A 24619-nucleotide genomic window follows, 5' to 3' on the forward strand; every position below is an offset into this window, starting at 1 on the left:
TGGTCCGGCCCCGCGTCCAGCAGCGCCACGGTGCGGCGGGCGCCCTGCGGCTGACGGTAGGAGGGCTTGAGGAAGGACAGCTCGCCGAAGGCGGCGCGGCGGCGGCGGCGCGGACCGGCGCGGGCCTGGGCGCCGGCGCCGCACGCCGGGCCTGCGCGGCGGCCCGGGCGCTGCTTTCGGCGGCGCGGGCACGAGAAGACGGGGTGGACGGGGCGGCCTCGCCAGGGGCCAGCAGGCGGAACGCCTGCAGCTCGGGAGTGCCCTCGCGCACCATGCCGGCGGGGACGCGGTCCACCTCGACGGCGCCCAGGAAGAGCAGCCCGCCCGGGTTGAGCGTGCGCGACAGCAGGGTGATGGCCGCGTCACGCGCGGCCGGATTGAAATAGGTGAGCACGTTGCGGCAGAGGATGAAGTCGAAGCGGCCGAACCGCTCCGGGAGGGGCGCCAGCAGGTTGGCCTGGGCGAAGGTGGTGACACGACGGACGACGGGGAGGATGGTGACCTGCCGCTCCCCGCTCTCCACGTACAGCGGGAAGAGCTTCGGCGCGGACTCGCGGCGGGACCAGGTGCCGTAGGAGGCCTTGCGCGCCGTCTCCAGGCTGGCCTCGTGCAGGTCCGTGCCGAGGACTTCCACGGGGAAGCCGTGGGGGAGCGACGCCTGCAGGCACGCGGCCAGCGAGTAGGCCTCCTCGCCCGTGGCGCAGCCGGCGCTCCAGCCGCGCAGCGCCAGCGCGCCCCGGCGCAGCGCCGCGGGCACGCCCTCCTGGGCGATGAAGCGGAAGTGCTCCGGCTGGCGGAAGAAGTACGTCTCCCCCACCAGGATGGCTCGCACCAGCATTCCGGACAGATGCGACACCGGGTGCAGCAGCTCTCCCAGGAGGTCTCCCGGGGAGCGGCCGCGCGTCAGCTCCGCGCGCACGACGCGCTCCATCGCCTCGGTGGCGATGGCGTCCTCGCGAAAGCCGGTGATGGCGGCCACCACCTCCCGCGCGCGGGTGAGCAGCCGCGGGTCGAGCTCTCCGCTCATGCGCTCCGCCTGGCCTCCGCGGCCTCCAGCATCGTGGGCAGCTCCCGGAGCAGCCCGCGCGCGATGAAGACGCGCGGGTCCAGGATGGGCAGCGCACGCCCGCCGGCGCGCAGCATGCCGATGAGCCCCTCGCGCAGCGGGCCATGGTCGGCCCCGCCCACGCGCTCGCGCCGGTCGATGTCCGCCGCCGCGTACTCCTCGGGGTCCTTCACCGTGTCCACCGCCAGCGCCAGGGACACGCCGTCCACCTCGATGACCACCAGCATGCGCTCCACGCGCGCCAGCTTGTGCTCCACGCCCAGCCGCCGCGCCACGTCCAGCACGCAGAGCGCGTTGCCGCGGACCTCCACGTACTCGCGCAGGTAGGCCGGCCCGGTGGGCAGGGGCCGCGTCGCCGGGTGCAGCAGCACCTCGCGCACCGCGTCCAGGGGGATGGCGAACTCCAGCTCCCCCACCGTCACGCGCAGCACCAGCACCGAGCCCGTGCGGGCCCGCCGCCGCGCGCTCTGCAGCGCCTCGCCGACAGTCTGCAGCAGCTCGTCCGCGCGGAAGGGCTTGGCGAGGAACGCCTCCGCGCCCAAACCCAGGCACGCCTCGGCGCGCGACTTCTCCGAGGAGATGATGATGACGGGGATGTCCGAGGTGGCCGGGTCGGCCTTCATCCGCTGGAGCACCTCGTCACCGTCCATCTCCGGCATGGACAGGTCCAGCAGCACCGCCGCCGGGTGGAGCCTTCCCACCTTCTCCAGCGCCTCACGGCCATTGCTGGCCGTGTGGATGGTGTAGTGGCCGGAGAGGATGGCCCGCTCCAGCGCGAGGATGGCGTCGCTGTCGTCGACGAGCAGCAGGGACGGCAGGCTCACGGCTTCAGGCCTTGGACAGGAACTGACGGACGGTTTCCGTCAGCTCGTGGTGGGAGACAGGCTTCTGGATGAAGGCATTCGCGCCGGCCTCGTGGCCCTTCTGTCGCAGGTCGGCGTTCTTCTCCGCCGTCAGCAGCAGGATGGGGACGGAGCGCACCTGCGGCATCGCGCTGGCGCGCACCTCCTTCACGAAGGTGATGCCATCCATCCCCGGCATGTTGATGTCGGCGATGACCAGGCTCACCGGGACGAGGCGGAGGATCTGCAGCGCCCGGGTTGCATCATCCGCCTCCACGGTCGAGACCTTGAGGTTCATCAGGTAGATCTTGACGATGTTGCGGACCGTCGGGCTGTCATCCACCAGCAAGACGTTGGTGCTCTGGGTGGTCACTGGGATACGGCTCCTACGCAGGCCCGCGCTGTGCGGGAAGCCCCTGCGAATGTTCAGGACTCTACCGTGAGGGCTCCCACGGGAGAAAGCGGGGCAGATCCGGCCCGGTATGGTACCGGGCAAGCAGGTGCCGGGTGACCCGGGCGCAATTCCCGGGGCTCCGGAATGATGGGGAACTGGAGCCTACTCGCTCGCCGGTTTGGAGGCACCCGTGGGGGTCTCCGCGGCGTCGGCGGTGTAGTCCACCGGAGGCGCACCTACGGCGTGGTAGCCACCATCCACGTGAATCATCTCACCCGTGGTGGAAGGCAGCCAGTCGGACAGGAGCGCACAGGCCGTCCGGGCGACCATGTCGTGGCTCGTCTTGGCGTTCCAGCCCAGCGGCGCCTGCCGGCCCCAGCCCTGCTCCAGGGCCTTGAAGCCCGGAATGCCCTTGGCGGCGATGGTGGCCAGCGGCCCGGCGGCCAGGGCGTTGACGCGGATGCCCTTGGGGCCCAGATCGCGGGCGAGGTAGCGAACGGTGGACTCCAGTGCCGCCTTGCACACCCCCATCCAGTCGTAGATGGGCCAGGCGACGGTGTTGTCGAAGTCCAGCGTGACGATGGAGCCGCCCTGGGTCATCAATGGCAGGCACGCCACCGCCAGCTCCTTGAGCGAGAAGGTGGAGATGCGGAAGGCCGTCTGGGCGCTCTCCCAGGGAGTGTTGAGGAAGTTCCCACCCAGTGCGTCCTCCGGCGCATAGGCAATCGAGTGGAGCACGCCGTCCACCCGGTCCCACCGCTGGCGCAGGGACTCGGTGAGCGCCTTGAAGTGCTCGGTATTGGTGACGTCCAGTTCCAGCACTTCCAGCCCGGGCTTCAGCCGCTTCGCGCTCCGGTCGGTGAGCGACTTGGCACGGCCGAACCCGGTGAGGAGCACTTCAGCGCCCTGTGCCAGCGCATGTTCGGCGATGCCGTAGGCGAGGGACTGGGGGGTCAGCACCCCGGTAATCAGCAGCTTCTTGCCCTGGAGCAGCATGTGAGGCGGCCTCTTGGGGAAGGGGGAGGTAGAAGAGAACGCGCTGTCTACCATTCCTCCAGACTGGAGCGGGACGAAACCCGGGCGCCGCAAAAAACCCCCAACGGGGCGCCCTTCCAGTAAAAGACGACACCGCCATGGCGAATTTCCAGGACACGTTCCTTTCCGGCGCCAACATCGACTTCATCGAAGGGCTCTACGCCCGGTTCCTCGAGGACCCCGCCAGCGTGGATGCCAGCTGGCGCGAGGTGTTCGAGCGCAACGATGGCGCCGGTCGACCCATCTTCAGCACCCAGGTGCTGGAGGCGGCCCCGCCGGCCCCCTCCAAGCTCAATGGCAAGGCCACCGCCCAGGCCGTGCAGACGGCCGCACCGGCCGCCGCGGCGCCGGCTCCGGCCGCCGCCGCCCAGGACGTCATCGGCGTGCAGGCCAAGGTGGACCAGGCCGTCACCGCCTTCCGCCTGCGCGGCCACCTGCGCGCGAAGCTGGACCCGCTGGGCCGCCCGCGCCCTCCGCTGGAGCACGTGGCGGACATCAGCATGGTGGACGACGCCCACTTCTCCGCCCGCGAGCGCGAGCAGGTGGTGGAGGGCAACAACGTCTTCCCCGAGCAGCGCGTGCGCCTGGGTGAATTGCTCGGGCGGCTGCACCGCACGTACACCGGCAGCATCGGCGTGGAGTTCATGCAGATGCTCGACAGCCAGCGCCGCCGCTGGCTGATGCAGCGCATGGAGCACAGCGAGAACCGCACGGACTTCTCCGTCGAGGACCAGCGCCACATCCTCACCCAGCTGTCCTACGCCGAGGGCTTCGAGCACTTCCTCCACACGAAGTACGTGGGCGCCAAGCGCTTCAGCCTCGACGGTGGCGAGGCCCTCATCCCCATGCTGGACGCGCTGGCGGAAGTCGGCAGCGGCATGGGCCTGAAGGAAATCGTCATCGGCATGGCCCACCGCGGCCGCCTCAACGTGCTGACGAACATCCTGGGCAAGAAGCCGGACCAGATCTTCAGCGAGTTCGACGGCCCCAGAGACCCCAAGGCCTACCTGGGCCGCGGCGACGTGAAGTACCACATGGGCTTCTCCTCGGACCGCACCACGCGCCAGGGCCGCTCGGTGCACCTGTCGCTGGCCTTCAACCCCAGCCACCTGGAGGCCGTCAATCCGGTGGTGGAGGGCCGCGTGCGCGCCAAGCAGGACCGCGGCGGTGACGCCGAGCGCACCGGCGTCATGCCCCTGCTCATCCACGGCGACGCCGCCTTCATGGGCCAGGGCGTGGTGGCCGAGACGCTCAACCTGTCCGGCCTCAAGGGCTACACCACCGGCGGCACCGTCCACGTCGTCATCAACAACCAGGTCGGCTTCACCACCGACCCGCACGACTCGCGCTCCTCCATCTACGCCACGGCCATTGCGCAGATGCTGGACATCCCCATCTTCCACGTGAACGGGGACGACCCGGAGGCCTGCGTCCACGTGGCGCGCCTGGCCACCGAGTACCGGCAGACCTTCAAGAGCGACGTCGTCATCGACCTCATCTGCTACCGCCGCTACGGCCACAACGAGGGCGACGAGCCCTCGTTCACGCAGCCGGCGATGTACGACATCATCCGCAAGCACCCCACGGTGCGCACGCTCTACGCGGCCTCGCTGGCGGAGAAGGGCCGGATTCCGGCGGAGGAGTCCGAGGCCATCAAGCAGCGCTGCCAGCAGGACTTCGACGCGGCGCTCACCCGCGCGCGGCAGGAGAGCCAGTTCAAGGAGCCCAACGCGCTGGAGGGCCTGTGGAAGCCGTACCAGGGCGGCTCGCTCAAGAGCGCCCCGCAGGTGTCCACGGCGGTGGACCGGCAGACGCTGTGTGACGCGCTGAAGAAGCTGTCCACGCTGCCGGAGGGCTTCAACATCCACCGCGACGTGGAGCGCACCGTCATCAAGAAGCGCCTGGGCATGCTGGACAGCGGAGATTTGCAGTGGAGCGAGGGCGAGTCGCTGGCCTACGCCACGCTGCTGGCCCAGGGCTACAACGTCCGCATCACCGGCCAGGACAGCGAGCGCGGCACCTTCAGCCACCGCCACGCGGTGCTGCACGACATCCAGACGGGTGAGGAGTTCGTCCCCCTGCGCCAGTTCGTCACCGGCAAGGGCGGCTTCCACATCCACAACAGCGCGCTGTCGGAGATGGGCGTGCTGGGCTTCGAGTACGGCTACAGCCTGGACGTCCCGGACGGCCTGACGGCCTGGGAGGCCCAGTTCGGCGACTTCGTCAACGGCGCGCAGATCATCATCGACCAGTTCATCGCCGCCGGTGAGAGCAAGTGGCGCCGGCTCAGCGGCATCACCCTGCTGTTGCCGCACGGCTACGAGGGCCAGGGCCCGGAGCACTCCAGCGCGCGCCTGGAGCGCTTCCTGGACCTGTGCGCCGAGGACAACATCCAGGTCTGCTACCCCACCACGCCGGCGCAGATCTTCCACCTGCTGCGCCGCCAGGTGCTGCGCCCCGTGCGCAAGCCGCTGGTCATCATGTCGCCCAAGAGCCTGCTGCGCCGGCCGGAGGCCACCAGCAAGCTGGACGAGCTGGCCGCGGGCACCTTCCAGGAGGTCCTCCTGGACCGGGTGGCGCCCGCGGGCGTCACGCGCCTCATCCTCTGCAGCGGCAAGGTGTACTACGACCTGGTGAAGGCCCGGGACGAGCGCAAGGACGACAGCATCGCCATCGTCCGGCTGGAGCAGCTCTACCCGTTCCCCTTCGACGAGCTGGCGGCCCTGGTCGCGAAGCTGCCCAAGCTCGCGGAGCTCCTCTGGGTGCAGGAGGAGCCCCGCAACGCGGGCGGGTGGCACTTCATGTTCCCCCGCCTGCACGACCTGGCGTCAACGCGCTCGCAGCAGCCGGTGAAGATCGGCTACATCGGGCGCGCGGAGGCCGCCAGCCCCGCTACCGGTTTCCCCAAGACGCACGAGTACGAGCAGCAGCTCATCATCGAGGAAGCCATCTTCCGAGGGACCAAGAATGGCCGTTGAACTGAAAGTGCCCCCCCTGGGCGAGTCCATCACCGAGGCTGTCGTCGGCAAGTGGAACAAGAAGCCGGGTGACGCGGTCTCCGCGGACGAGCCGCTCGTCGTCCTGGAGACGGACAAGGTCACCATCGACGTGCCCGCGCCTTCCGCCGGAACGCTGAGCAGCGTCTCCTTCAAGGAAGGCGACAAGGTCCGCGTGGGCGAGGTGCTGGGGCTCATCGAGGCCGGCGCCGGTGCCGCCGCCGCGAAGCCCGCGGCGGCCGCCACGCCCGCTGCCGCGCCCGCTCCCGCCGCCGAGGCCGCGGGCAGCGACGCGCGCATGACGCCCACCGCGCGCAAGGTGGCCGAGGAGAACCGGGTGGACCTCTCCCAGGTGAAGGGCAGCGGCGCCGGTGGCCGCATCACCAAGGAGGACGTGCTGGGCCAGCTCAACCGCCCCGCCACGCCCGCCCCCGCGCAGGCCCCTGCCCCGGCCCAGCCCGCGGGCCCGCGCCCCAACGCCGCGCGCGAGGAGCGCGTGCGGATGACGCCGCTGCGCAAGCGCGTGGCCGAGCGCCTCATCCAGGCCCAGTCCACCGCCGCCATGCTCACCACCTTCAACGAGGTGGACATGGGCGAGGTGATGGCCCTGCGCAAGAAGTACAACGAGAAGTTCCAGGCGAAGCACGGCGTGAAGCTGGGCTTCATGAGCTTCTTCGTCCGCGCCACCATCGAAGCCCTCAAGGCGTTCCCGCAAATCAACGCGGAAATCGACGGCGAGGACGTCATCTTCAAGCACTACTACGACATCGGCGTGGCGGTGAGCGGCAGCCGCGGCCTCGTCGTCCCGGTGGTGCGCGGCGCCGACAAGCTGGGCCTGGCGGAGCTGGAGAAGACCATCGCCGAGCTGGGCACCAAGGCGCGCAACGACAAGCTGACGCTGGCCGACCTGCAGGGTGGCACCTTCACCATCTCCAACGGCGGCATCTTCGGCTCCATGCTGTCCACGCCCATCCTCAACCCGCCGCAGACGGGCATCCTGGGCATGCACAACATCGTCGACCGCCCCATGGCCCGCGACGGCCAGGTGGTCATCCGCCCCATCATGTACGTGGCCCTCACCTACGACCACCGCCTGGTGGACGGCCGCGAGGCGGTGCAGTTCCTCGTGCGCATCAAGGAGTGCATCGAGGACCCCGAGCGCCTGCTGCTCGACGTCTGACGCAGCCCTGACGCGCCGCGGCTCACGGTGGGACGGTGAGTCGCGGGCTCGAAGCAACTCGTGTATTCCGGGCGGCCGGCTGGACTTCCAGTCGGCCGTTTCACTACAAAGCGGAGTGTCTCCCGGTAGTCGGGGGGCGGGAAGAACGGGCGGCTCTCCACCACGCCGCCCCGCAAGACTGAGGAAGTGCAATGGCAACCGGTACCGTGAAGTGGTTCAACGACGCGAAGGGCTTCGGCTTCATCACCCAGGACGGCGGCGGTGAGGACGTGTTCTGCCACCACTCCGCCATCAACATGGATGGCTTCCGCACCCTGGCCGAGGGCCAGAAGGTGGAGTTCGAGGTCACCCGCGGCCCCAAGGGCCTGCAGGCGCAGAACGTCCGCGCCGCGGGGTAACGCGTCCGTCTGCCACTCCTCACGGACTGGCCGATGAAAGGAGGCCCGGCCCCCCTACACCAGGGGACCGGGCCTCTTGCTTTTCCGGGGCGCTGGCGCTTCGGCGCCTACAGGTTGCGCTTGAAGTGGTCCATGACGCGCTCCCACTGGCGCTCGGTGACGAGCGGGTCGGGCACCATGTGCGTCAGGCCGCTGAGCGGCAGCAGCTCGTGCGGCTTGCCGGCGCGGAACAGCGCATCCGACAGCTTGAGGGTGTGGAAGAAGTACACGTTGTCGTCGGCGGTGCCGTGGATGAGCAGCAGCTTGCCGATGGGCTTGTCCTGCTTCGCGTAGGTGAGCAGCGAGCTGACCTCGTACGCCTTGGGCTGCTCCTGGGGCACGCCCAGGTAGCGCTCGGTGTAGTGGGTGTCGTAGTCGAGCCAGTCCACCACCGGGGCTCCGGCCACCGCGGCCTTGAAGACGTCCGGGCGCTTGAGGGCGCCCAGCGCGGCCATGTAGCCGCCGAAGCTCCAGCCCTGGATGCCCACGCGCTTGAGGTCCACCTCCGGCAACTCCTTCGCCAGCTCCTGGATGGCGGAGGCCTGGTCCTCAATCGTCGTGGTGGCGAAGTCGTGCTTCACCACGCGCTCCCAATCGGCGCCGCGCAGCGGGGTGCCGCGCCCGTCGAACTTCACGACGAGGAAGCCCTGGTCCGCCATCCACTGCGACATGAGGTGCGCGCCCATGCTCTGGTGGACGACGGTGGTGGTGGGGCCGCCGTACACCTCGACGATGACGGGCAGCTTCTGGCCCTTCTTGAAGTTGCGCGGGCGGGTGATGGAGGCCCAGAAGCGCTTCGGGCCCACCTGGCGGACCTCGAAGTTGGGGGTGAAGGGCGGCTCCTGGGCAATCTCCGGCAGCGTGCCCACGCGGGTGCCGTCCGCGCGCAGCACGTGCGACAGGGACATCGTCTTGGGGCCGCTGCTGTTGACGACCAGCAGCCCGCCGTTCTTCGACACGGAGCCGCCCTCGAGGGCCGGGCCGGCGGCGCCGGTGGACACCTTCTCCGGAGCGCCGCCGTCCTTCACGCGCCACAGGTAGCTCTCCGTGGGGTTGGCGCCGCCGTTGAAGTAGAGGGTGCCGTCCTTCTGGACGTAGCGCGCCAGCGAGCGGAAGCCCGCGTCGGGCTTCACCAGGCTCTTGTCCAGCGAGCCGTCTGCCTTGCGCAGCTCCACCTCGGGGCCGCCGTTGCGCTCGGTGTACCAGAGGAAGCCGCTGCCATCCTCCTTCCACAGCGGGAAGTCCTGGTCCAGGTTGAGCCAGGCCTTGTCCGTCTCCGTGAGCAGCTCGCGCGTCTTGCCGGTGGCCGGGTCCACCGCGAGCAGCTTCTGCTCCGTCTGGTTGCGGTTCTGCACCAGGATGGAGAGCGGGCCGCCCTTGGGCCACACCACGGTGGCCAGGTACGGGTACTTCTGTGCGTCCCACTGGGCCCACACCGTCTGGCCGCCCGCGGCGGGGGTGACGCCCAGGCGCACCTTGGCGTTGGCCTTGCCGGGGCGCGGGTACGCGAAGTCCTCGCCGCCCTTCTCCGGGTGCATCACGTCGACGATGGTGAGCTTCTCCACCTCGGAGGTGTCGGCCTCGGTGTACGCGAAGGACTTCGCGTCCGGGCTCCACCAGTAGCCGGAGAAGCGGCTCATCTCCTCCTGCGCGACGAACTCGGCCAGGCCGTGCGTCTTGTCCTCGGTGCCGCCCTGCGTGACTCGCTGCTCCTTGTTGGCGGCGATGTCGATTCGGTAGACGTCGTTGTCCCGGACGTAGGCGACCTGCTTGCCGTCGGGGGAGAACTTCGGGTCCAGCGTGCCGGCGCCCGTCTTCAGCTCCGTCACCTTGCCGGACTCGCGCTCCACCACGTAGAGGCGGCCGGACAGGGGGACCAGCAGGCGGGTGCCGTCGTCGGAGACCTGGAACGTCGTGAAGCCCCGGGCGCTGACGCGCATGCGCTCGCGGCGGGCCTTCTCCTCGGGGGTGAGCGTCTCCTCGCCGCCCTTGAGGAGCGCCTCGGGGGTGAGCAGCTCACGGGCCTGCCCGGACGCCACGTCGAAGGCGTACAGCATCTGCACGTTGGACGTGGGCGTGGTGCGCAGGAAGAGGACGGACTTCTCGTCCGGGGCGATGCGCACGCCCACGGGGCGGCCGCTGGAGAAGCGGCGCGTCTCCGAGAACTGGCGCAGGAAGGGGTCTTGCTTCCGCTGCGACGGGGACATGGGGATGGGCTTCTGCTCCTGGGCGAAGACGGGGACGCTCACGAAGAGGAGCGCGGCGGCGAGTACCTGGCGCATGCGTAGTCGAATACCCGCGGGGGGCGGGTCTCCTTTCACGGAAAGGTGCGGGCAAGCCTACACTCGGCCGCCACGCGGCCCGAGCAAACGCCGGGCAGGCCGGAGGATTCCCGAGGTCATGGATACGGAAGACGACGCCCTGCGGCACCTCCGGCTGGCCGGGGTCATCCGGCTGGGGCTGGGCGGCGGGCGGGGCCCGACGGATGCGTACATCTTCGACCCGCACCGGCTCGCCCTGCCCTCCTGGGCCTTCGCGCTGGGGGACACAGGCCCCGCCGCGCTGCTGGTGACGTTGGACAGGCACCTGGACATCGTGGTGCCGAAGCATCCGGAGGCGGTGCCGGACCGCTCCGCGGGCCTGAGGGCGCTGGACGAGCACACCCGCTGGTCGCTCGACGTGCGCAACTACGACCACATCCTCGCGGCCATGGAGGCGGGGCTGGTGGGAGACGCGCTGCTGGTGGCGCGGGCGCGGCCCCGGGGCTCCTTCGCGGGCGACACGTACGTGGACACGCGCGGCCGGCCGCACCGGCTGGTGACGGTGACCACGGTGGACCGGGCCGCCGAGGCGTGGAACCACCCCGCCCCGGGTGACGCGGTGCGGGACGTGCTCGAGGGCGCGCAGCAGGTCCTGCTGGACGTGGACCTGGACTGCTTCACGTCCCTGAGCGACGCGGACCCCACGACGGTGCTGCCCTGGCCGAAGAGCGTCATCCGCGAGTTCCTGCTGCCGGAGGGCTCGGAGCCGTTCTGGGACGCGGTGCTGGGCAAGGCGGTGGCGCTGACGCTGGCCCGCGAGCCGCACCACTGCGGGGGCCTGCTGGCCTCCGGGGAGCTGTTCCGCGACGTGGCGGAGGTGCTGTTCCGAGAGCTGCTGCGCGTCGAGCCGCCCTGAGCTCGGGCGCACGTGGGGCGCTCGGGCTACAGCGGCGAGTCCAGGAAGCCGGGCCGCAGGTCCGTGAGCTGTCCGCCGGCCAGCGAGAAGCGGCTGCCCACGGGCGGCCGGTCGTCGTTGAGGACGTAGCCGAAGTCGACGCGGAACGGGATGACGTTGAACTGGGGGAACAGCAGGCGCAGGCCCACGCCCACCGAGTGCACCATGTCCGGCCTGTCATCGAAGGCGCTGCCCGAGTCGAAGAAGAGCACGCCGCCCAGGTGCACCGTCCGGATGACGACGGGCGCGGTGCGGTACTCCACGTTGACCAGCAGCAGCCGCTTGCCGGAGTACGCGTCCACGCCCGCGCCGCGCAGGCCGCTGCCACCGCCCAGCAGGGTGACGCGGTCGAACAGGTCGTCGATGTTCACGTCCAGCAGCCCGCGCGCCACGAAGCGGCCTCCGAGCACCTTGGGGGACACCTGCACCAGCTCCGTCGCCCAGCGGCGGTTGCTCCACCCGGCGCCCTCACCCAACTGCCGGCGGATGGCGCCCGCGGCGGACACCGTGGTGAGCGCCTCGCCCAGGCGCAGGCGGTAGCGGCCGGCCAGCCCCAGCTCCGCGAAGTGGGAGTCGGCGCCGAAGACGGGGGGCGCGTACCGCACCGTCGCGGACACCGAGTGGCCCAGCTGGAAGTCCTCGGAGAGCGCGTACGAGTCCACGTCCCGCAGCACCTCGTAGCGCGCGTCGAAGGCGCGCAGGGAGAGGGACGCATAGCCCGCGTCCTCGGCGCGCGGCAGGTAGTTGCGGCGGAACCAGTCCTGCTGCTCGCCGCTCAGCATGGACGTGGCCGGTGGGTCGTAGGCGTAGTGGTACGCGCCCAGCGTGCCGCCCACGTTCCACTTGTGGCGCAGCCCGTAGGAGCGCGTGTACGAGACACCGCCCGCGACTTCCTCTGTCTCGTAGACGTAGGGCACCGCGGGCCCGTCCGGGAAGGGCAGCTGCCAGATGTCCGCGCCGCGGTACACGCGGTTGGTCTCCACGTTCCACGCCACGGAGGTGCTGGTGCTCCACGGCGTGGACAGCGAGTACAGGGGCCGGCTGACGGAGAGGCTGCCGCGCGAGCCCTCCGCCCTGCCACTCTCGCGGCCGATGATGACGGCGGCGGACTCGCTGAGGGACCAGCGGCTGCCCAGCACGCGCGGGTCCGTGTAGCTCTGCCCGAAGCTGAGCGTGTCCAGCCGCAGGGTGAAGTCCAGCGCGACCTTCTTCCCCCGGCCGAGGAAGTTCTGCTCCGTGCCCTGCAGCCGCAGGTACTGGAGGAGCGAGCCCACCGCGGAGAAGTCGCTGTTGAGCCGCAGCGACCACAAATCCTTGGTGACGACGAGCAGCGCCACGGTGCCGGGCGCCCGGCCCTTCACCGGGACGAGGCGCACCACGGAGAACAGGCGCAGCCCGCGCAGGTTGCGCGCGGACTCCTCCGCGAGCGCCGCCGAGTACGGCTGCCCGGGCTGGAGCAGCGACTCCCGCCGGACGACCTCGTCCCGCGTCCTCACGTGGAAGATGTTGAGGAAGTCGGGGAACGGGTCGCTCGCGGCCACCACGTCCTCGGTGGCGACGAGCACCTCCTCCAGCACCTTCCCCTCGGGCTCGGGCTCCAGCACGCGGCCCTGCTGCTCCAGCGCGCGGGCAATCAGGGCCTCCTCGTAGTTCTCCTTCCGGGCCTCGCCCCCCTCCGGCGAGCCGGCGCTCGGGGACGCCACGTCCGGCGTCTCCGGCACCGTCGGGGCAGGAGGCGTCCGCGGAGGCTCGGACGACGTGGAGGAGGACGCGGGCGCCTCCTGCGCCTCGAGCGGGGCCACGGCGAGCGGTGCGACGAGCAGGGCGAGCAGCGGGAGGTGCACGGGCCCATCCTGGCATGCGCCGGGGCGGGGCGGACCCGGAATGGTCAGACGCAGTCCGGCGGTGCTACCGGGGCGGGCCCGTCACACCGCGCTTCGCAGGTCTCCCTTGCGCTGCTCGGGCAGCTTCTCGCCCCGCGCCACCGCCGCGACGATGCGCGCCAGCTGGTCGACGCCGTCCGACAGCGCGGCGGGGCCCGGCTGGAGGATGTAGCTGCTGCGCACCTCGTAGAGCTGGTCGTCCACCACCGCGCGCACCTCGCTCCAGCCCGGACGCGACGCAATCTTCTCGCGCTTCGCCTTGCGCCCGCACCAGCTCGCGATGACGCCCTCCGGGTTGCGCCGGGCCACCTCCTCCGGCTCGAAGATGCGGCCCTTCGCGCCCTGCGACGCGCGCGACTCGCGGCACACGTCCTCGCCGCCCACCAGCTCCACCAGCTCCGAGCACCAGCGGATGCCGGAGATGAGCGGCTCGTGCCACTCCTCGAAGAAGATGCGCGGCCGGCGCGGCAGCGCGTCCGCCGCCTCCGCGTGCTTCTCCAGATTGGCCGTCAGCGTGTCCGCCAGTCGCTCCGCTTCCTGGGCCCGCCCCACCAGCGCGCCCGTCAGCCGCACCGTCTGCAATATCTCCGCGATGGAGCGCTGGTTGAACAGGTACACGGGCACGCCCCGCTTGCACAGCTCGCGGCCGATGTCCGCCTGCAGGTCCGAGAACCCCAGCACCAGGTCCGGCTTCAGCTCCAGGATGCGCTCGAAGTTCGCGTCCAGGAACGAGGACACGCGCGGCTTCTTGCGCGCCTCCGGCGGCCGCACCGTGAAGCCGGACACACCGACGACCAGGTCCCCCGCGCCGATACGGTAGAGGACCTCCGTCGTTTCCTCCGTCATGCACACCACCCGCCGGGGGTAGGGCGGCGCGGAGGAGAGCAGCTCGGACAGGCGCGCATTCATATGCCCACCACCCTAACGCGCCCGGGTTGCGCCAACCGGTCCGACAAGCAGACAGCCGGGCACGCGCGTTACACCTTCGTCATGCGCGCGCGGAAGCCACGATGTCCGGTGCTGGACTTTGCAGCGCCGAAGCCTGAATCTCGGCCTTTGCCGCACTGCGCCAACCTGGCACGTCGCTTGGGGAGCGGAGGAATGCGGTGCTAGCATCATCGGGCATGTTCGACCGGAGCGTCGCATGCCTTCCCGGTCGGCGGGGGCAGACATGATTGAGAGCAACGCCCCGACGAATGGCGCTCCTCCGGACATGGAGGATCCGCTGCTGGGAAGGGTCCTCAACGAGCGCTTCCGCATCCTGGAGACACTCGGTGCGGGCGGCATGGGCCGCGTCTACAAGGCGATGCAGGCCCCGCTGGACCGGCTGGTCGCACTGAAGGTGCTGAGCCCCCAGTACGGGGAGGGGAAAGACCCGGGCTTCCAGAAGCGCTTCTTCCTGGAGGCCAGCGTCACGGCGAGGCTGCGCCACCCGAACACCGTCACCGTCATCGACTACGGCAAGACGGACGACGGCATCTACTACATCGCCATGGAGTACCTGGAGGGGCTCACGCTGGGCCAGCTCCTCACCCAGGTGGGCCCGCTGCCGTGGGCGCGCGCGCTCAACATCACCCAGCAGATTGCCCGCTCGCTGCGCGAGGCGCACAAGGTCGGCCTCATCCACCGCGACCTCAAGCCCGCCAACGTCATGGTCCTCAACCAGGAGACGGACCACGACGTGGTGAAGGTGCTGGACTTCGGGCTGGTGAAGTCCTTCCTCGGTGACGCCGGCCCCATTCCGCAGGACACGTCGCTCACCCAGGCCGGCATCATCCTCGGCTCGCCGCAGTACATGGCGCCGGAGCAGGCCCGCAACGTGGCCGACCCGCGCAGCGACGTGTACAGCCTGGGCGTGGTGCTCTACCAGATGCTGATGGGCCGCCCGCCCTTCCTGGCCGCGCAGAGCATCGACGTCATCGTCAAGCACATCAACGAGCCGCCGCCGTCCTTCGGCGCCATCTGGCCCAGCCACGGCATCCCCGCCGAGGTCGAAGCGCTGGTGATGAAGTGCCTCGCGAAGGTCCCCGCGGAGCGCTACCAGTCCATGGACGAGGTGATGGACGCCATGCGCGCCGTCGCGTCCACCGTGGGCGTCAGCGGCGTCTTCAGCGCCCCGCGCCTGACGGGCACGGGCAGCGGCCCCATCAGCGGCCCCCATGGCCAGCTCGGCTCCGGCCCCAGCACCATGGCGCTGGACATCTCCGTGGACGAGGAGGCCCAGGCGAAGCCGGACCGGCGTCCGCTGGGCATCGCCCTCTTCGTGGGCTCGCTGGTGCTGGGCATCGGCGTGGCCCTGTTCTTCGCGCTGCGCCCCGACTCCCCCGCCCCCGTGCCGGTGAATGTGGCCCCGCTCACCGCGACGGCCCCGGCGACGGCCTCCCCCAGCGCCCCGAAGCCCGCCGCCGCGGCCCCCGCCGACCCGGCCGTGTTGCCCGGCGAAGCCGATGAAGAGCTCGCGCCGCCCCGGCCTTCCTCCGCCCGGCCGTCCGCCGTCCCGGTGAAGTTCCAGATCGCCAGCGAGCCCTCCGGCGCGCGCGTCACCTGGCGGGGGACGGACGTGGGCGTGACGCCCCTGGAGCTCGACGTGCCCCCCGAGGACGGTGGCCTCGCCCGCGCGGAGCTGACCTTCTCCCTGGACGGCTACCAGCGCGTCACCGTCGTCGCCGAGGGTGAAGGGCCCGAGAAGCAGGTCCGGCAGAAGCTCCAGCGCAAGAAGTCGGGCTCGAAGGCAGGCAAGTCCTCGAGCTCCTCGCCCTACAAGGACGACCCGTACCAGTGAAACACCTCAGAGCCCTCGAACGAGCGGGCCTCCTCGCGCTGTGTCTCTGCGCCGGGCAGGCCCTGGCGGATGCCCGTCTGGAAGCCCGCCGCCACTTCCGCAACGGCATGAGCCTCATCGCCCAGAAGCAGTACGACCGGGGCATCGCCGAGCTGGAAGAGGCCTACGCCATCAAGCCGCACCCCCACGTCCTCTACAACATCGCCCGCGCGTACCATGACGCCGGCCGGCTGACGGAGGCCCTGGACAGGTACCAGCGCTACCTCGCCAGCAACCCGCCGGACGCCTCGTCCGTGACGACCACCATCGCCACGCTGGAGGCGAAGCTGAAGGCCAGCGACCCCACCGCGTCCGCCCCGCCAGAGGACCGCTCCGCGCTGCCCATGCCGCCGCCGCCCGCGAGCGTCCAGACCCAGCAGCAGCTGAGCACCCTGCTGGAGCGGCTGGAGAAGGCGATTGAGCGCGCCGAGTCCATGCCCTCCGGCGGCGCCCCGCCCTCGGTAACAGCCTCCCCCGTGGCCTCCGCCGCGCCGGGCGTTCCGGAAGCCTCGGAGGACCAGGGCGCGGTGCCCTACGAGGAGCGCGTGGTGACGGCGAGCCGCCGCGCCCAGTCCTCGCTGGAGGCGCCCAACGCCACCACCGTCATCACCTCCGAGGACATCCGCCTGTCCGGCGCCACCAGCCTGCCGGAGCTCTTGCGGCGCGTGCCGGGCGCGGACGTCATGGCGCTGGGCGTGGGCAGCGCCAACGTGTCGCTGCGCGGCTTCAACCAGCGCATCGCCAACAAGGTGCTGGTGCTGGTGGACGGCCGCACGGAGTACCAGGACTTCCTCGGGCTGACGCTCTGGTCCTCCATCCCCATCGGCCTGGAGGAAATCGAGCGCATCGAGGTCATCCGCGGCCCTGGCAGCGCGCTGTACGGCGCCAACGCCATGCTGGGCGTCATCAACATCATCACCCAGGCCCCCGGCAGCGGCCCGCGCGCGCGCTTCTCCGCCACCGGCGGCACCGGCAACACCGTGGCCGGCTCGTTCCTCAGCCACGGCAGCTCCGGCGCCATGCGCTACCGCGCGGCGGTGGCGTACCAGCAGGCGGACAAGTGGAGCCGCGACTTTGGCGACGGCCGCCCGGACATGGAGCTGAAGGACCCGGATCCGGACATCGGCGTGCGGGGCGCGCGCGGCACGCTGTCCGCCGTGTACACCTTCTCCGAGGGGCGCGAGGTGGGCCTGTCCGGCGGCGTGCACCGCTACACCACGGAAATCTATCCGCTGGGCCTCTTGCGCAACTACTTCATGGACGGCCTCGGCGCGTACGCCAAGGGCGACGTGGAGCTGGGGCCGCTCAAGCTGAAGACCTTCTGGAACCACATCTCCGGTGACGCGGGGCCGCAGTACGAGGCCATCGGCCAGCGCTCGCTGGGCACCCGCCTGTCCTCCAACCTCTTCAACGCGGAGCTGCTCTTCGCGCGCGCCTTCCAGCTGGGCGGCGAGCACCAGCTCAACGTCGGGGTGGAGGGCCGCCTCAAGCGCGTGGGCTGGGACTACCTGGGCCCGCTGCGCCAGGAGGTCCACGCCGCCGCCTTCGTCCAGGACGAGTGGCGCCTGGTGGAGCCCTTGCGGCTGGTGGCCAGCTACCGCGTGGACCGGCACCCGCTGCTGGACGACGGGCAGCCGGGCCTGGCGCACTCGCCGCGCCTGTCCGCGCTGTTCATCCCCTTCGAGGGCCATGCCTTCCGCGCCAGCGCGGCCTCCGCCTTCCGCGAGCCGACGTTCCTGGAGAGCTACACCCGCCTCCCCGTCCCCGTGCCGGGCGTCAACGGCGCCAGCGCGCTCACCACCGGCAACACGCGCCTGCGCGCCGAGCGCCTCACCGCCTTCGAGCTGGGCTGGCGCGGCGAGGCCGCGGAGCTGGGCCTGGACTGGGACGTGGCCCTCTACCAGAACACGGTGCGAGACCTCATCGGCCTGTCCGCCGTGCAGCGGCTGCCGGCCGGCGAGTCCTACGACGCGGGCAGCGGCACGTACCTGCTGGGCCGCTCCTTCTTCCAGAACGAGGACGCCGTCTACACCGCGCGCGGCGCGGAGGCCGGCATCAACATGGCGCCGGTGGACGGCCTGGGCCTGAAGCTGAGCGCCGCCTTCCAGAGCGTCTCGTCGGACCGCGAGGAGAAGTCCGAGTGCGGCCCGTGCAGCCAGGCTCCGCAGCTCAAGCTGTACGGCGGCGTCACCTACCGCACGAAGGCGGACCTGGAGTTCGGCGTGGACGCGGCCTTCACCTCGGCCACCACCTGGATCGAACGCGAGCCCGCCGCGGCGGACCCCACCCGCATCGACCTGCTGTCCAACCCCCTGAAGGCCCATGCCGTCGTCAACGCGCGCGTGGGCTACGAGGCGGTGAAGGACACGGTGGACGTCGCGCTGGTGGGCAGCCACCTGGGCGGCGCGCACTCGCAGCACCCCTTCGGCAATCGCATCGAGCGGCGCGTCTACGCAACTGTGACGGTGACTCCATGAAGCGCCCCTTCCTGTCCTGGACGAAGCCCCTGGGTGGGCTCGTCCTCGCGTCCCTCGTCGGGCTCGGCTGCGAGGCCCCGCCCGTGGTGCCCACCGCGGACGGCCGGCAGAACACGCAGTCCGCCCGCCTCGAGGGCAGCCTGGTGGTGCAGTCGCGCGCGCGCGGCAACGCGGTGGTGTTCCTCTACGACGCCGAGCGCCCTCCCCCGCCGCAGGGCACCGGCCGCCCGCTGGCCTTCACCGTCGTCCCCGCCGAGCGGCTCTTCGGCCCGGCCCTGGGCACCACCGCGCCGGGCCCCTTCACCGCGCCCTTCAGCTTCAGCCTGGTGCCCGCGGGCCGCTACATGCTGCGCGGCTTCATCGACGCGGACACCTGCGGCGTCGCGGCCACCCAGCCCTGCCACCGCCCGGACTTCATCCCCTGGTACGGCGTCACCAGCGAGCCCAACGCGGGCGACGTGGGCGGCGCCGCGGTGGACCCCACCACCGGCGCGCAGCTCGTCCTCGAAGTCACGGCGGACGCGGAGGGCCAGCCCCAGCCCCTCACCGGCGTCTCCGTGAGCTTCTCCGACACCGCGCGCGTGCCGGTGGACCGGCCCGCCTTCCAGGTGGTGGGAGGAGAGCGCGCGCTCGGGAGCACCGCGAGGGTGCTCCGCCTGCAGCCCCTGCCCATCCAGGACGGCGCGGTGGACCAGCGGCCCCAGGGCTTCGTCGTCAGCTACGTGGACGCCGACCGCGACGGCCAGCCGGACGACGCCAACCGCGACGGCGTGCCGGACCTCTGGCCGCGCGTGGTGGTGCGCAAGCTGGCGGAGAACGTGCCCGGCTCCCCCGACGACAACGACCTGGACCGCAACGGCGTACCGGACCCCACCGGGGTGGACTACCCACATGCGGACGGCCGCCAGGACGGCCAGCCGGACGTGGTGGTGCTCGCCGCGGGCCTGGTGCCGGACGGACCCATCGCCGCCCTCACCGACGAGCAGGGCCAGCCGCGCATGCAGCCGGCCGTCGTGCCGGAGCTGCAGGTGGTCGTCCGCCCGCAAGCCCTCGACATCCGGGATTCCGCCGCTCCCGCCCCTCTCAAGGACCTGCCCCGGGGCCGTTACGCGCTCGTGGTGATCCAGTCCACCGGCCAGACATGGCGTGTGCCCAATGAACTGGACCCGGCCCTGGCCGCTGGCGTAGGACTTCCAGCCCTGGAGAGTCAGGCCTTCGTCCTCGAAGTTCAGTGAGTCCGTTGCTTTGACTTCGGCCTGTCCTTCCGTCAACATGACAAAGTTTCCAGGGGGACAGCCCCACCTGAGGTTGATGATCCGATGAAGGCCGGAACCCTCCCCTCTCCCGAGCCCGTACCCTCCCGTCCCACGACGGAGGCTCCCCGCCCCCTGGGCGCTCGCCCTGTCACGGGCGCGGCGCCCCAGCGCGTCCTGCTGGTGGACGACAGCCGCTCCATCCGGACGCTGCTGAAGATCTACCTGATGGCTCGCAACTTCGAGTTCCTCGAGGCGGAGTCCGCCGAAGAGGGCCTCAAGGTCGCCGAGTCGGGGCCGGTGGACCTCATCCTCACCGACTTCCACATGGACGGGATGAACGGCGCCGACTTCGCGGCGCAGATTCGCGCCAGCACCAACGCGAAGCTGTCCAAGGTGCCCATCCTGATGATGACGGGTGACCCGAACGTGGCGGAGGTCCGCGCCCTGGGTCAGAAGGCCGGCATCAGCGCCTTCGTGCGCAAGCCGGTGAGCTGCGCGCAGCTGATGACGCTGGTGGACACCATCCTCCCGCTGCCGCGCAAGTAGTCCCCGCCGCGCGCCTCGCGCGGCTTCCTACGCCGGGTTCCGGGCCGCCGCAGCGGCGCGGACCCGGCGTTTTCGCGTCGCCTCACCCACGCGGATGGCCAGCAGCAGCGCCAGCACCGCGCCGTAGATGAGCGGCTCGGTGGCGTCCTTCTTCACGCGCCACACGAAGTGCACCACGCCCAGCGCCGCCGCCACGTAGGCCAGCCGGTGCAGGCGCTGCCAGCGCGGGAAGCCCAGCCGGCGCACCCACGCCTTCGTCGACGTGACGGCCAGCGGCACCAGCAGCACCAGGGCGGTGAAGCCCACGGTGATGAAGGGCCGCTTGCCGATGTCCTCCAGGATGGCGCCCAGCGCCAGCCCCTGGTCCAGCACCGCGTAGACGAGGAAGTGCGCGCACGCGTACGTGAAGGCCAGCAGGCCCAGGGTGCGGCGCACGCGCGCGGGCCACGTCCACTTGAAGACGAGCCGCAGCGGGGTGCACGCCAGCGACGCCAGCAGCAGCACCAGCGCGAGCAGGCCCGTCTGGTGGAGCGCGGCCTCAATCGCGTTGGCGCCCAAATCTCCCCGGGGGCCCTGCACGGCCAGCATCAGCAGGGGCGCGAGTCCGCCCGCGGTGAGCGCGGGGTTGAGCCAGGGTTGGGGAGGCGAGGCCATGTGTGGGCTCCGGCTCAGAAGTTCCTGCGCAGGTCCAGGCCGGCGTAGAGGTGGGCCACCTGCTCCGCGTAGCCGTTGAAGGGCAGCGTGGGGCGGCGGTCGAAGTCGCCGATGCGGCGCTCGCTGGCCTGGCTCCAGCGCGGGTGGGCCACGTCCGGATTCACGTTGGCGTAGAAGCCGTACTCGCGCGGCGCGGCCAGGTTCCAGGTGGTGGGCGGCTCCTCGCGGGTGAGGGAGATGCGGACGATGGACTTGATGCCCTTGAAGCCGTACTTCCAGGGCACCACCAGCCGCAGCGGCGCGCCGTTCTGGTTGGGCAGCTGCCGCCCGTAGAGGCCGGTGGCCATCAGCGTGAGCGGGTGCAGGGCCTCGTCCAGGCGCAGCCCCTCCACGTAGGGCCAGTCCAGCGTGGGGCGCTTCTGGCCCGGCATCTGCTCCGGGTCCAGCAGCGTGGTGAAGGCCACGTACTTCGCGTTCGACGTGGGCTCCACGCGCTCGAGCAGCTTGCCCAGCGGGAAGCCCAGCCACGGAATCACCATGGACCAGGCCTCCACGCAGCGCATGCGGTAGACGCGCTCCTCCAGCGGGAACCAGGAGGTGAGCTGGTCTACGTCCACCGTCTGCGGCTTGTGGACTTCCCCGTCGATGGTGACGGTCCACGGCCGGGGCTTGAGCGTGTGCGCGAAGCGGGCCGGGTCGTTCTTGTCGAGGCCGAACTCGTAGAAGTTGTTGTAGGTGGTGACGTCCTCGTAGGGCGTGCGCGGCTCGTCCGTGTCGTACGGGCCCTGCGCCTTCGCCACCGGCTGCTGCACCAGGCCCGCGTCCGGGACGAAGCCGTCCATGGGGCGCGTCTGCTTGCGGCCCAGCAGGTACAGGCCCCCGGCGACGGCGGCGGCCGTCCCGGCGAAGAGGCCGGCGTTCTTGAGGAACTCACGGCGGCGCAGGTAGAGCGCCTCGGGCGTGACTTCGGAGCTGGGGGGCTCGGCGGGCGGCTTGTCGCTCATGGCCCCTGTATAACGGCCAACCCCGCCCGGCGGTTACCGGGAGGCGCCCTCCTGCTCCGGAAGCGCCCCGGCGACGACGGCCGGTGGCCCTCTCCGAGCGGCCAGGGCGGCCTCGCGGACGCGGGCGTCCTTCATGCGCCACAGCCGCCACCAGGGCGTGCCGGGCGACTGGTGGTGCTCCCAGTGGTAGCCGAAGAAGTAGCAGGACAGCATGGCCCACATGTGGTTGCGCGGCAGGGTGCGCGCATGGTGGGGCGCCATGTCCGGCGTCTCCGGGCGCCGGTGCGGCAGGTAGGTGCCGAAGTAGAAGAGCTGCAGCGTGCCCAGCACCGCGGGCAGCACCCAGAAGCCGAGGATGCGCGGCTGGGACACGCCCAGGAAGAGCAACACGTTGAACTTGGCCGCCATGACGCCCAGCTGCGGCAGCGTGGTGTAGCGGACCATGAACGTGCCCAGCCAGGGCCAGAAGGCCTGGGTGCGGGTGGAGAAGTCCGGGTCCTCGTCCCCCGTCGGGTCCGCGTGGTGCGCGCGGTGATTCACGACCAGCCGGCGGTAGGACAGGCCCGCGAAGAGGAAGCAGGCGACCGTGCCCACCACCTCGTTCACCCAGCGCCGGCGGGACACGGTGCCGTGCATGGCGTCATGGCCGGTGATGAAGAGGCCGGTGCACAGCCAGGCCTGCAGGGCGATGTGCAGCCAGGTGAGCGGGGCGTCCCAGGGCAGCCCGGGCGCCAGGAGCAGCCACCCGAGGTGCCCGCCCCACGCGCCCAGGACGGTGAGCGCGAGCAGCACGCCCCAGGGGTCTGGGGGCGCTGGACGGGGATGGCGGGCCGGGGTCTGCATCTCTTCTGCTTACTGAGCATGCCCCGCCCGCCGCGCACGAGAAAAGCGCCGCGGCGGGCCGGGGCAGCGAGGGGTGGCTACTTCCGCACGGCGGTATCGGCCGCGGGGCTGGCGTTGCGCACCAGCTCCTCGGCGGTGACGTAGCGGGGCTCGATGTCCACCGGCACGTCCTTGAGGCGCTCCAGCACCTTCGCCACGGGAGGCCGTACCACGCCCTGCTTCGCCAGCAGGGCCTCGGCCGCCTTCCGGTCGCCGCGCCCCTGGATTTCCATCAGCTGCTTCGTGAGCGCGATGACGGCCGGGCGAATCTTGTCCGGCACCACCGCGAAGGTGCCGTCCGCGGCCACGGTGACGGCGCCGGTGTCCAGGAAGTGGTTGAGCTGCAGGGCAATGCCCTTGCCGTGCGCCTCGTCGATGCCGAAGCGGATGGAGCGGAACGCGGACGCGAGGAACGTCGTGTACATGGTGCGCTCCAGCGACTTGTCGATGACGCCCGTGTCCACCAGGCGCTGCAGGGCCCACAGGCCGGAGATGTCCGCCTTGGCCTCCTCGATGGCACTGGAGGCCGCCTGCAGCTCCTTGCGCACGGTGGTGGCCTTGCCGCCCACGGTGATGTTGCTGGGGCCCAGGCCGTGCATCAGCTCGTGCATGAGGATGTGCGTGAAGAACGCGTCGAAGGAGACGTCCTGCTGGTCCTTCGCGGAGAGCGCCACCTTGGCGATGGGCACGAGCACGCGCTGGAACTTGGCCTCCTGCACGTTCTTGAGCATGACGCGCTTGGAGCCCATCTTCTCCGTCACGCGCTCGTCGTTGGGCAGGTTGAAGGCGGCCGTCTGCACGCCGCGGTTGCCGTCACCAGCGGAGAAGAGGGAGTTGATGACGCGGATGGGGGCCAGCGCGCCCAGCTTCGCGTTGCGCAGCTTCGGGTCGATGGGGAGGTTGTCCTCCAGGCCCTGGAGCTGGCTGCTGAACTTCGCGAGCTTCTGCGTCTCCGCGTCGTCGCGCAGGCCGATGAAGGACTGGAAGGCGGCCTTGTAGTTGAACCACTCGTCCTCGTAGACCTCGTAGGGCCCGATGGTGGGCTCGATGCTGGCGTCCAGCTGCATCCACGCCACCTCGCTGGCGTAGTAGTCGTTGGACAGGAACGCGTCCGCGCGGGACGTGAGGAAGGCCTTGAGCGTGGGCTGCTTCGTGAGCGCGGCGGCCTCGCGCAGCAGCGCGGCGGCCTGGGCCAGCTCACCCTGGTACTCGACGCTGTAGGGCACGGCGATGAGCTTGCCCGCCGTGTCGCGGCGGATGGTGGTGTAGAAGCCGGTGGCGTCCTTCTGCGCGGCCTCGGGGAGCGACTTCACCCAGGCCTCCACTTCGGCCTTGGTGGCGCCGGCCGGATAGAAGTTGGCGGAGTCCGGCTTCGCGGGCACGCCGGGGAGGAAGGGCCGGGCCTCGTCGAGGCTGCTCCAGGGCCCCTTGTCCAGGAGGAACGCGTGCAGGCGCGCGCGGCCCAGCGGCGAGTCGTCATGCAGCAGGTCGAGCAGCAGCGTCTCGTTGCCGGCCCAGCGCTGGCGCAGGAAGAGCGAGTCCATCAGCTTCGACGCCTGGACGAGCTTCGCCAGGGCGCGGCGCTCGGTGTCGGGCAGGGCCTTGAGGTCCACCCGGAGCTCCACCGGAGCGAAGCGCGCCGTCATGCGCTGCAGCTCGGCGGCCTCGGGGATGCGGGCGGGGGTCTTCTCCGCGGCGGACGCGGCGCCGGACAGCAGCACCGCGCCGAGCAGGGACAGGAAGGGACGGTTCATGACGCCCTTCCCTACTCCAACGGGTGGCGCCCTTACAGCACCACGTGGTGAGACGGGTGAACAGTTGGCAGAGGGCTTGCTTCGAGTCCGGACGGCCAGGGAGCGCCCCTGCCTCCATGGAATGTCAGGGGTCACCCGTAGACTCTTCTACTCATCAGGTTGTATAGGGAGGTGGA

At 70.9% G+C, this 24619-nt stretch carries 19 protein-coding genes; 8 read left to right on the forward strand and 11 right to left on the reverse strand.

From position 1 onward, the window contains the following. From LXT23_RS47990 to fabI, 4 genes are all read right to left on the reverse strand, one after another. The coding region (locus LXT23_RS47990; protein ID WP_253987274.1) for a CheR family methyltransferase at nt 1-1027 on the reverse strand (1027 nt) is incomplete at its 3' end. Then, the gene (locus LXT23_RS47995; RefSeq protein WP_253987275.1) at nt 1024-1890 is read right to left on the reverse strand and encodes a response regulator; all 867 of its coding nucleotides are present in this window, start codon (nt 1888-1890) and stop codon (nt 1024-1026) included. The genes LXT23_RS47995 and LXT23_RS47990, both read right to left, overlap by 4 nt. Before the next feature lie 4 nt (nt 1891-1894). Beyond that, entirely contained in the window at nt 1895-2281 is a 387-nt protein-coding gene (locus LXT23_RS48000) for a response regulator (protein WP_253987276.1), read from the reverse strand. 183 nt (nt 2282-2464) lie between these two features. After that, nucleotides 2465-3298, reverse strand: coding sequence for an enoyl-ACP reductase FabI (gene fabI, locus LXT23_RS48005; RefSeq protein ID WP_253987277.1), 834 nt, complete (start codon nt 3296-3298; stop codon nt 2465-2467). Nucleotides 3299-3435: 137 nt separating this feature from the next. Between fabI and LXT23_RS48010 the strand changes: the two genes are divergently transcribed. The 3 genes from LXT23_RS48010 to LXT23_RS48020 all read left to right on the forward strand — a co-directional run bounded on the left by LXT23_RS48010 (nt 3436) and on the right by LXT23_RS48020 (nt 7911). Continuing rightward, nucleotides 3436-6315 carry a 2-oxoglutarate dehydrogenase E1 component gene (locus tag LXT23_RS48010; RefSeq protein ID WP_253987278.1) on the forward strand — a complete coding sequence of 960 codons (2880 nt, stop codon included), beginning with the start codon at nt 3436-3438 and terminating at the stop codon, nt 6313-6315. Next, entirely contained in the window at nt 6305-7513 is a 1209-nt protein-coding gene (gene odhB / locus LXT23_RS48015; RefSeq protein WP_253987279.1) for a 2-oxoglutarate dehydrogenase complex dihydrolipoyllysine-residue succinyltransferase, read from the forward strand. The genes LXT23_RS48010 and odhB overlap by 11 nt, the downstream gene beginning before the upstream one ends. A 191-nt stretch (nt 7514-7704) precedes the next feature. Continuing rightward, nucleotides 7705-7911: a cold-shock protein gene (locus LXT23_RS48020; protein WP_120526528.1), complete on the forward strand. Its 207-nt coding sequence runs from the start codon at nt 7705-7707 to the stop codon at nt 7909-7911. A gap of 107 nt (nt 7912-8018) precedes the next feature. Here LXT23_RS48020 and LXT23_RS48025 read toward each other — a convergent pair whose 3' ends face one another. Continuing rightward, nucleotides 8019-10232, reverse strand: coding sequence for a S9 family peptidase (locus LXT23_RS48025; protein WP_253987280.1), 2214 nt, complete (start codon nt 10230-10232; stop codon nt 8019-8021). Nucleotides 10233-10350: 118 nt separating this feature from the next. Here LXT23_RS48025 and LXT23_RS48030 point away from each other — a divergent pair, with 118 nt between their 5' ends. After that, on the forward strand, nt 10351-11127 hold the full coding sequence (locus LXT23_RS48030) for a UPF0489 family protein (RefSeq protein WP_253987281.1): 777 nt from the start codon (nt 10351-10353) through the stop codon (nt 11125-11127). A gap of 26 nt (nt 11128-11153) precedes the next feature. Here LXT23_RS48030 and LXT23_RS48035 read toward each other — a convergent pair whose 3' ends face one another. Together LXT23_RS48035 and LXT23_RS48040 are read right to left on the reverse strand one after the other, a co-directional pair. Next, complete coding sequence (locus LXT23_RS48035) at nt 11154-12869, reverse strand: BamA/TamA family outer membrane protein (RefSeq protein ID WP_407692965.1); 1716 nt, start codon at nt 12867-12869, stop codon at nt 11154-11156. 222 nt (nt 12870-13091) lie between these two features. Next, nucleotides 13092-13958 carry a cobalamin-binding protein gene (locus tag LXT23_RS48040; protein WP_253987283.1) on the reverse strand — a complete coding sequence of 289 codons (867 nt, stop codon included), beginning with the start codon at nt 13956-13958 and terminating at the stop codon, nt 13092-13094. 262 nt (nt 13959-14220) lie between these two features. Between LXT23_RS48040 and LXT23_RS48045 the strand changes: the two genes are divergently transcribed. From LXT23_RS48045 to LXT23_RS48060, 4 genes are all read left to right on the forward strand, one after another. Further along, on the forward strand, nt 14221-15831 hold the full coding sequence (locus LXT23_RS48045; protein ID WP_253987284.1) for a protein kinase domain-containing protein: 1611 nt from the start codon (nt 14221-14223) through the stop codon (nt 15829-15831). Next, nucleotides 15828-18347 carry a TonB-dependent receptor domain-containing protein gene (locus LXT23_RS48050; RefSeq protein WP_253987285.1) on the forward strand — a complete coding sequence of 840 codons (2520 nt, stop codon included), beginning with the start codon at nt 15828-15830 and terminating at the stop codon, nt 18345-18347. The genes LXT23_RS48045 and LXT23_RS48050 overlap by 4 nt, the downstream gene beginning before the upstream one ends. Then, nucleotides 18344-19582, forward strand: coding sequence for a hypothetical protein (locus tag LXT23_RS48055; RefSeq protein WP_253987286.1), 1239 nt, complete (start codon nt 18344-18346; stop codon nt 19580-19582). Before LXT23_RS48050 ends, LXT23_RS48055 begins: the two co-directional genes overlap by 4 nt. Nucleotides 19583-19666: 84 nt before the next feature. Continuing rightward, nucleotides 19667-20149, forward strand: a complete 483-nt coding sequence (locus LXT23_RS48060) for a response regulator (protein WP_253987287.1) — start codon at nt 19667-19669, stop codon at nt 20147-20149. A 27-nt stretch (nt 20150-20176) separates the two neighbouring features. Here the strand turns inward: LXT23_RS48060 and LXT23_RS48065 are convergent, their stop codons facing one another. From LXT23_RS48065 to LXT23_RS48080, 4 genes are all read right to left on the reverse strand, one after another. Then, the gene (locus LXT23_RS48065; RefSeq protein ID WP_253987288.1) at nt 20177-20803 is read right to left on the reverse strand and encodes a protein-methionine-sulfoxide reductase heme-binding subunit MsrQ; all 627 of its coding nucleotides are present in this window, start codon (nt 20801-20803) and stop codon (nt 20177-20179) included. Between the two features lie 14 nt (nt 20804-20817). Beyond that, nucleotides 20818-21807 carry a protein-methionine-sulfoxide reductase catalytic subunit MsrP gene (msrP, locus tag LXT23_RS48070; RefSeq protein ID WP_253987289.1) on the reverse strand — a complete coding sequence of 330 codons (990 nt, stop codon included), beginning with the start codon at nt 21805-21807 and terminating at the stop codon, nt 20818-20820. 33 nt (nt 21808-21840) lie between these two features. Next, nucleotides 21841-22650 carry a fatty acid desaturase gene (locus LXT23_RS48075; protein ID WP_253987290.1) on the reverse strand — a complete coding sequence of 270 codons (810 nt, stop codon included), beginning with the start codon at nt 22648-22650 and terminating at the stop codon, nt 21841-21843. Between the two features lie 77 nt (nt 22651-22727). Further along, complete coding sequence (locus LXT23_RS48080; protein ID WP_253987291.1) at nt 22728-24443, reverse strand: dipeptidyl-peptidase 3 family protein; 1716 nt, start codon at nt 24441-24443, stop codon at nt 22728-22730. Between the last annotated feature and the right edge of the window lie 176 nt (nt 24444-24619).

This window comes from Pyxidicoccus xibeiensis, from assembly GCF_024198175.1.
GTDB lineage: Bacteria > Myxococcota > Myxococcia > Myxococcales > Myxococcaceae > Myxococcus > Myxococcus xibeiensis.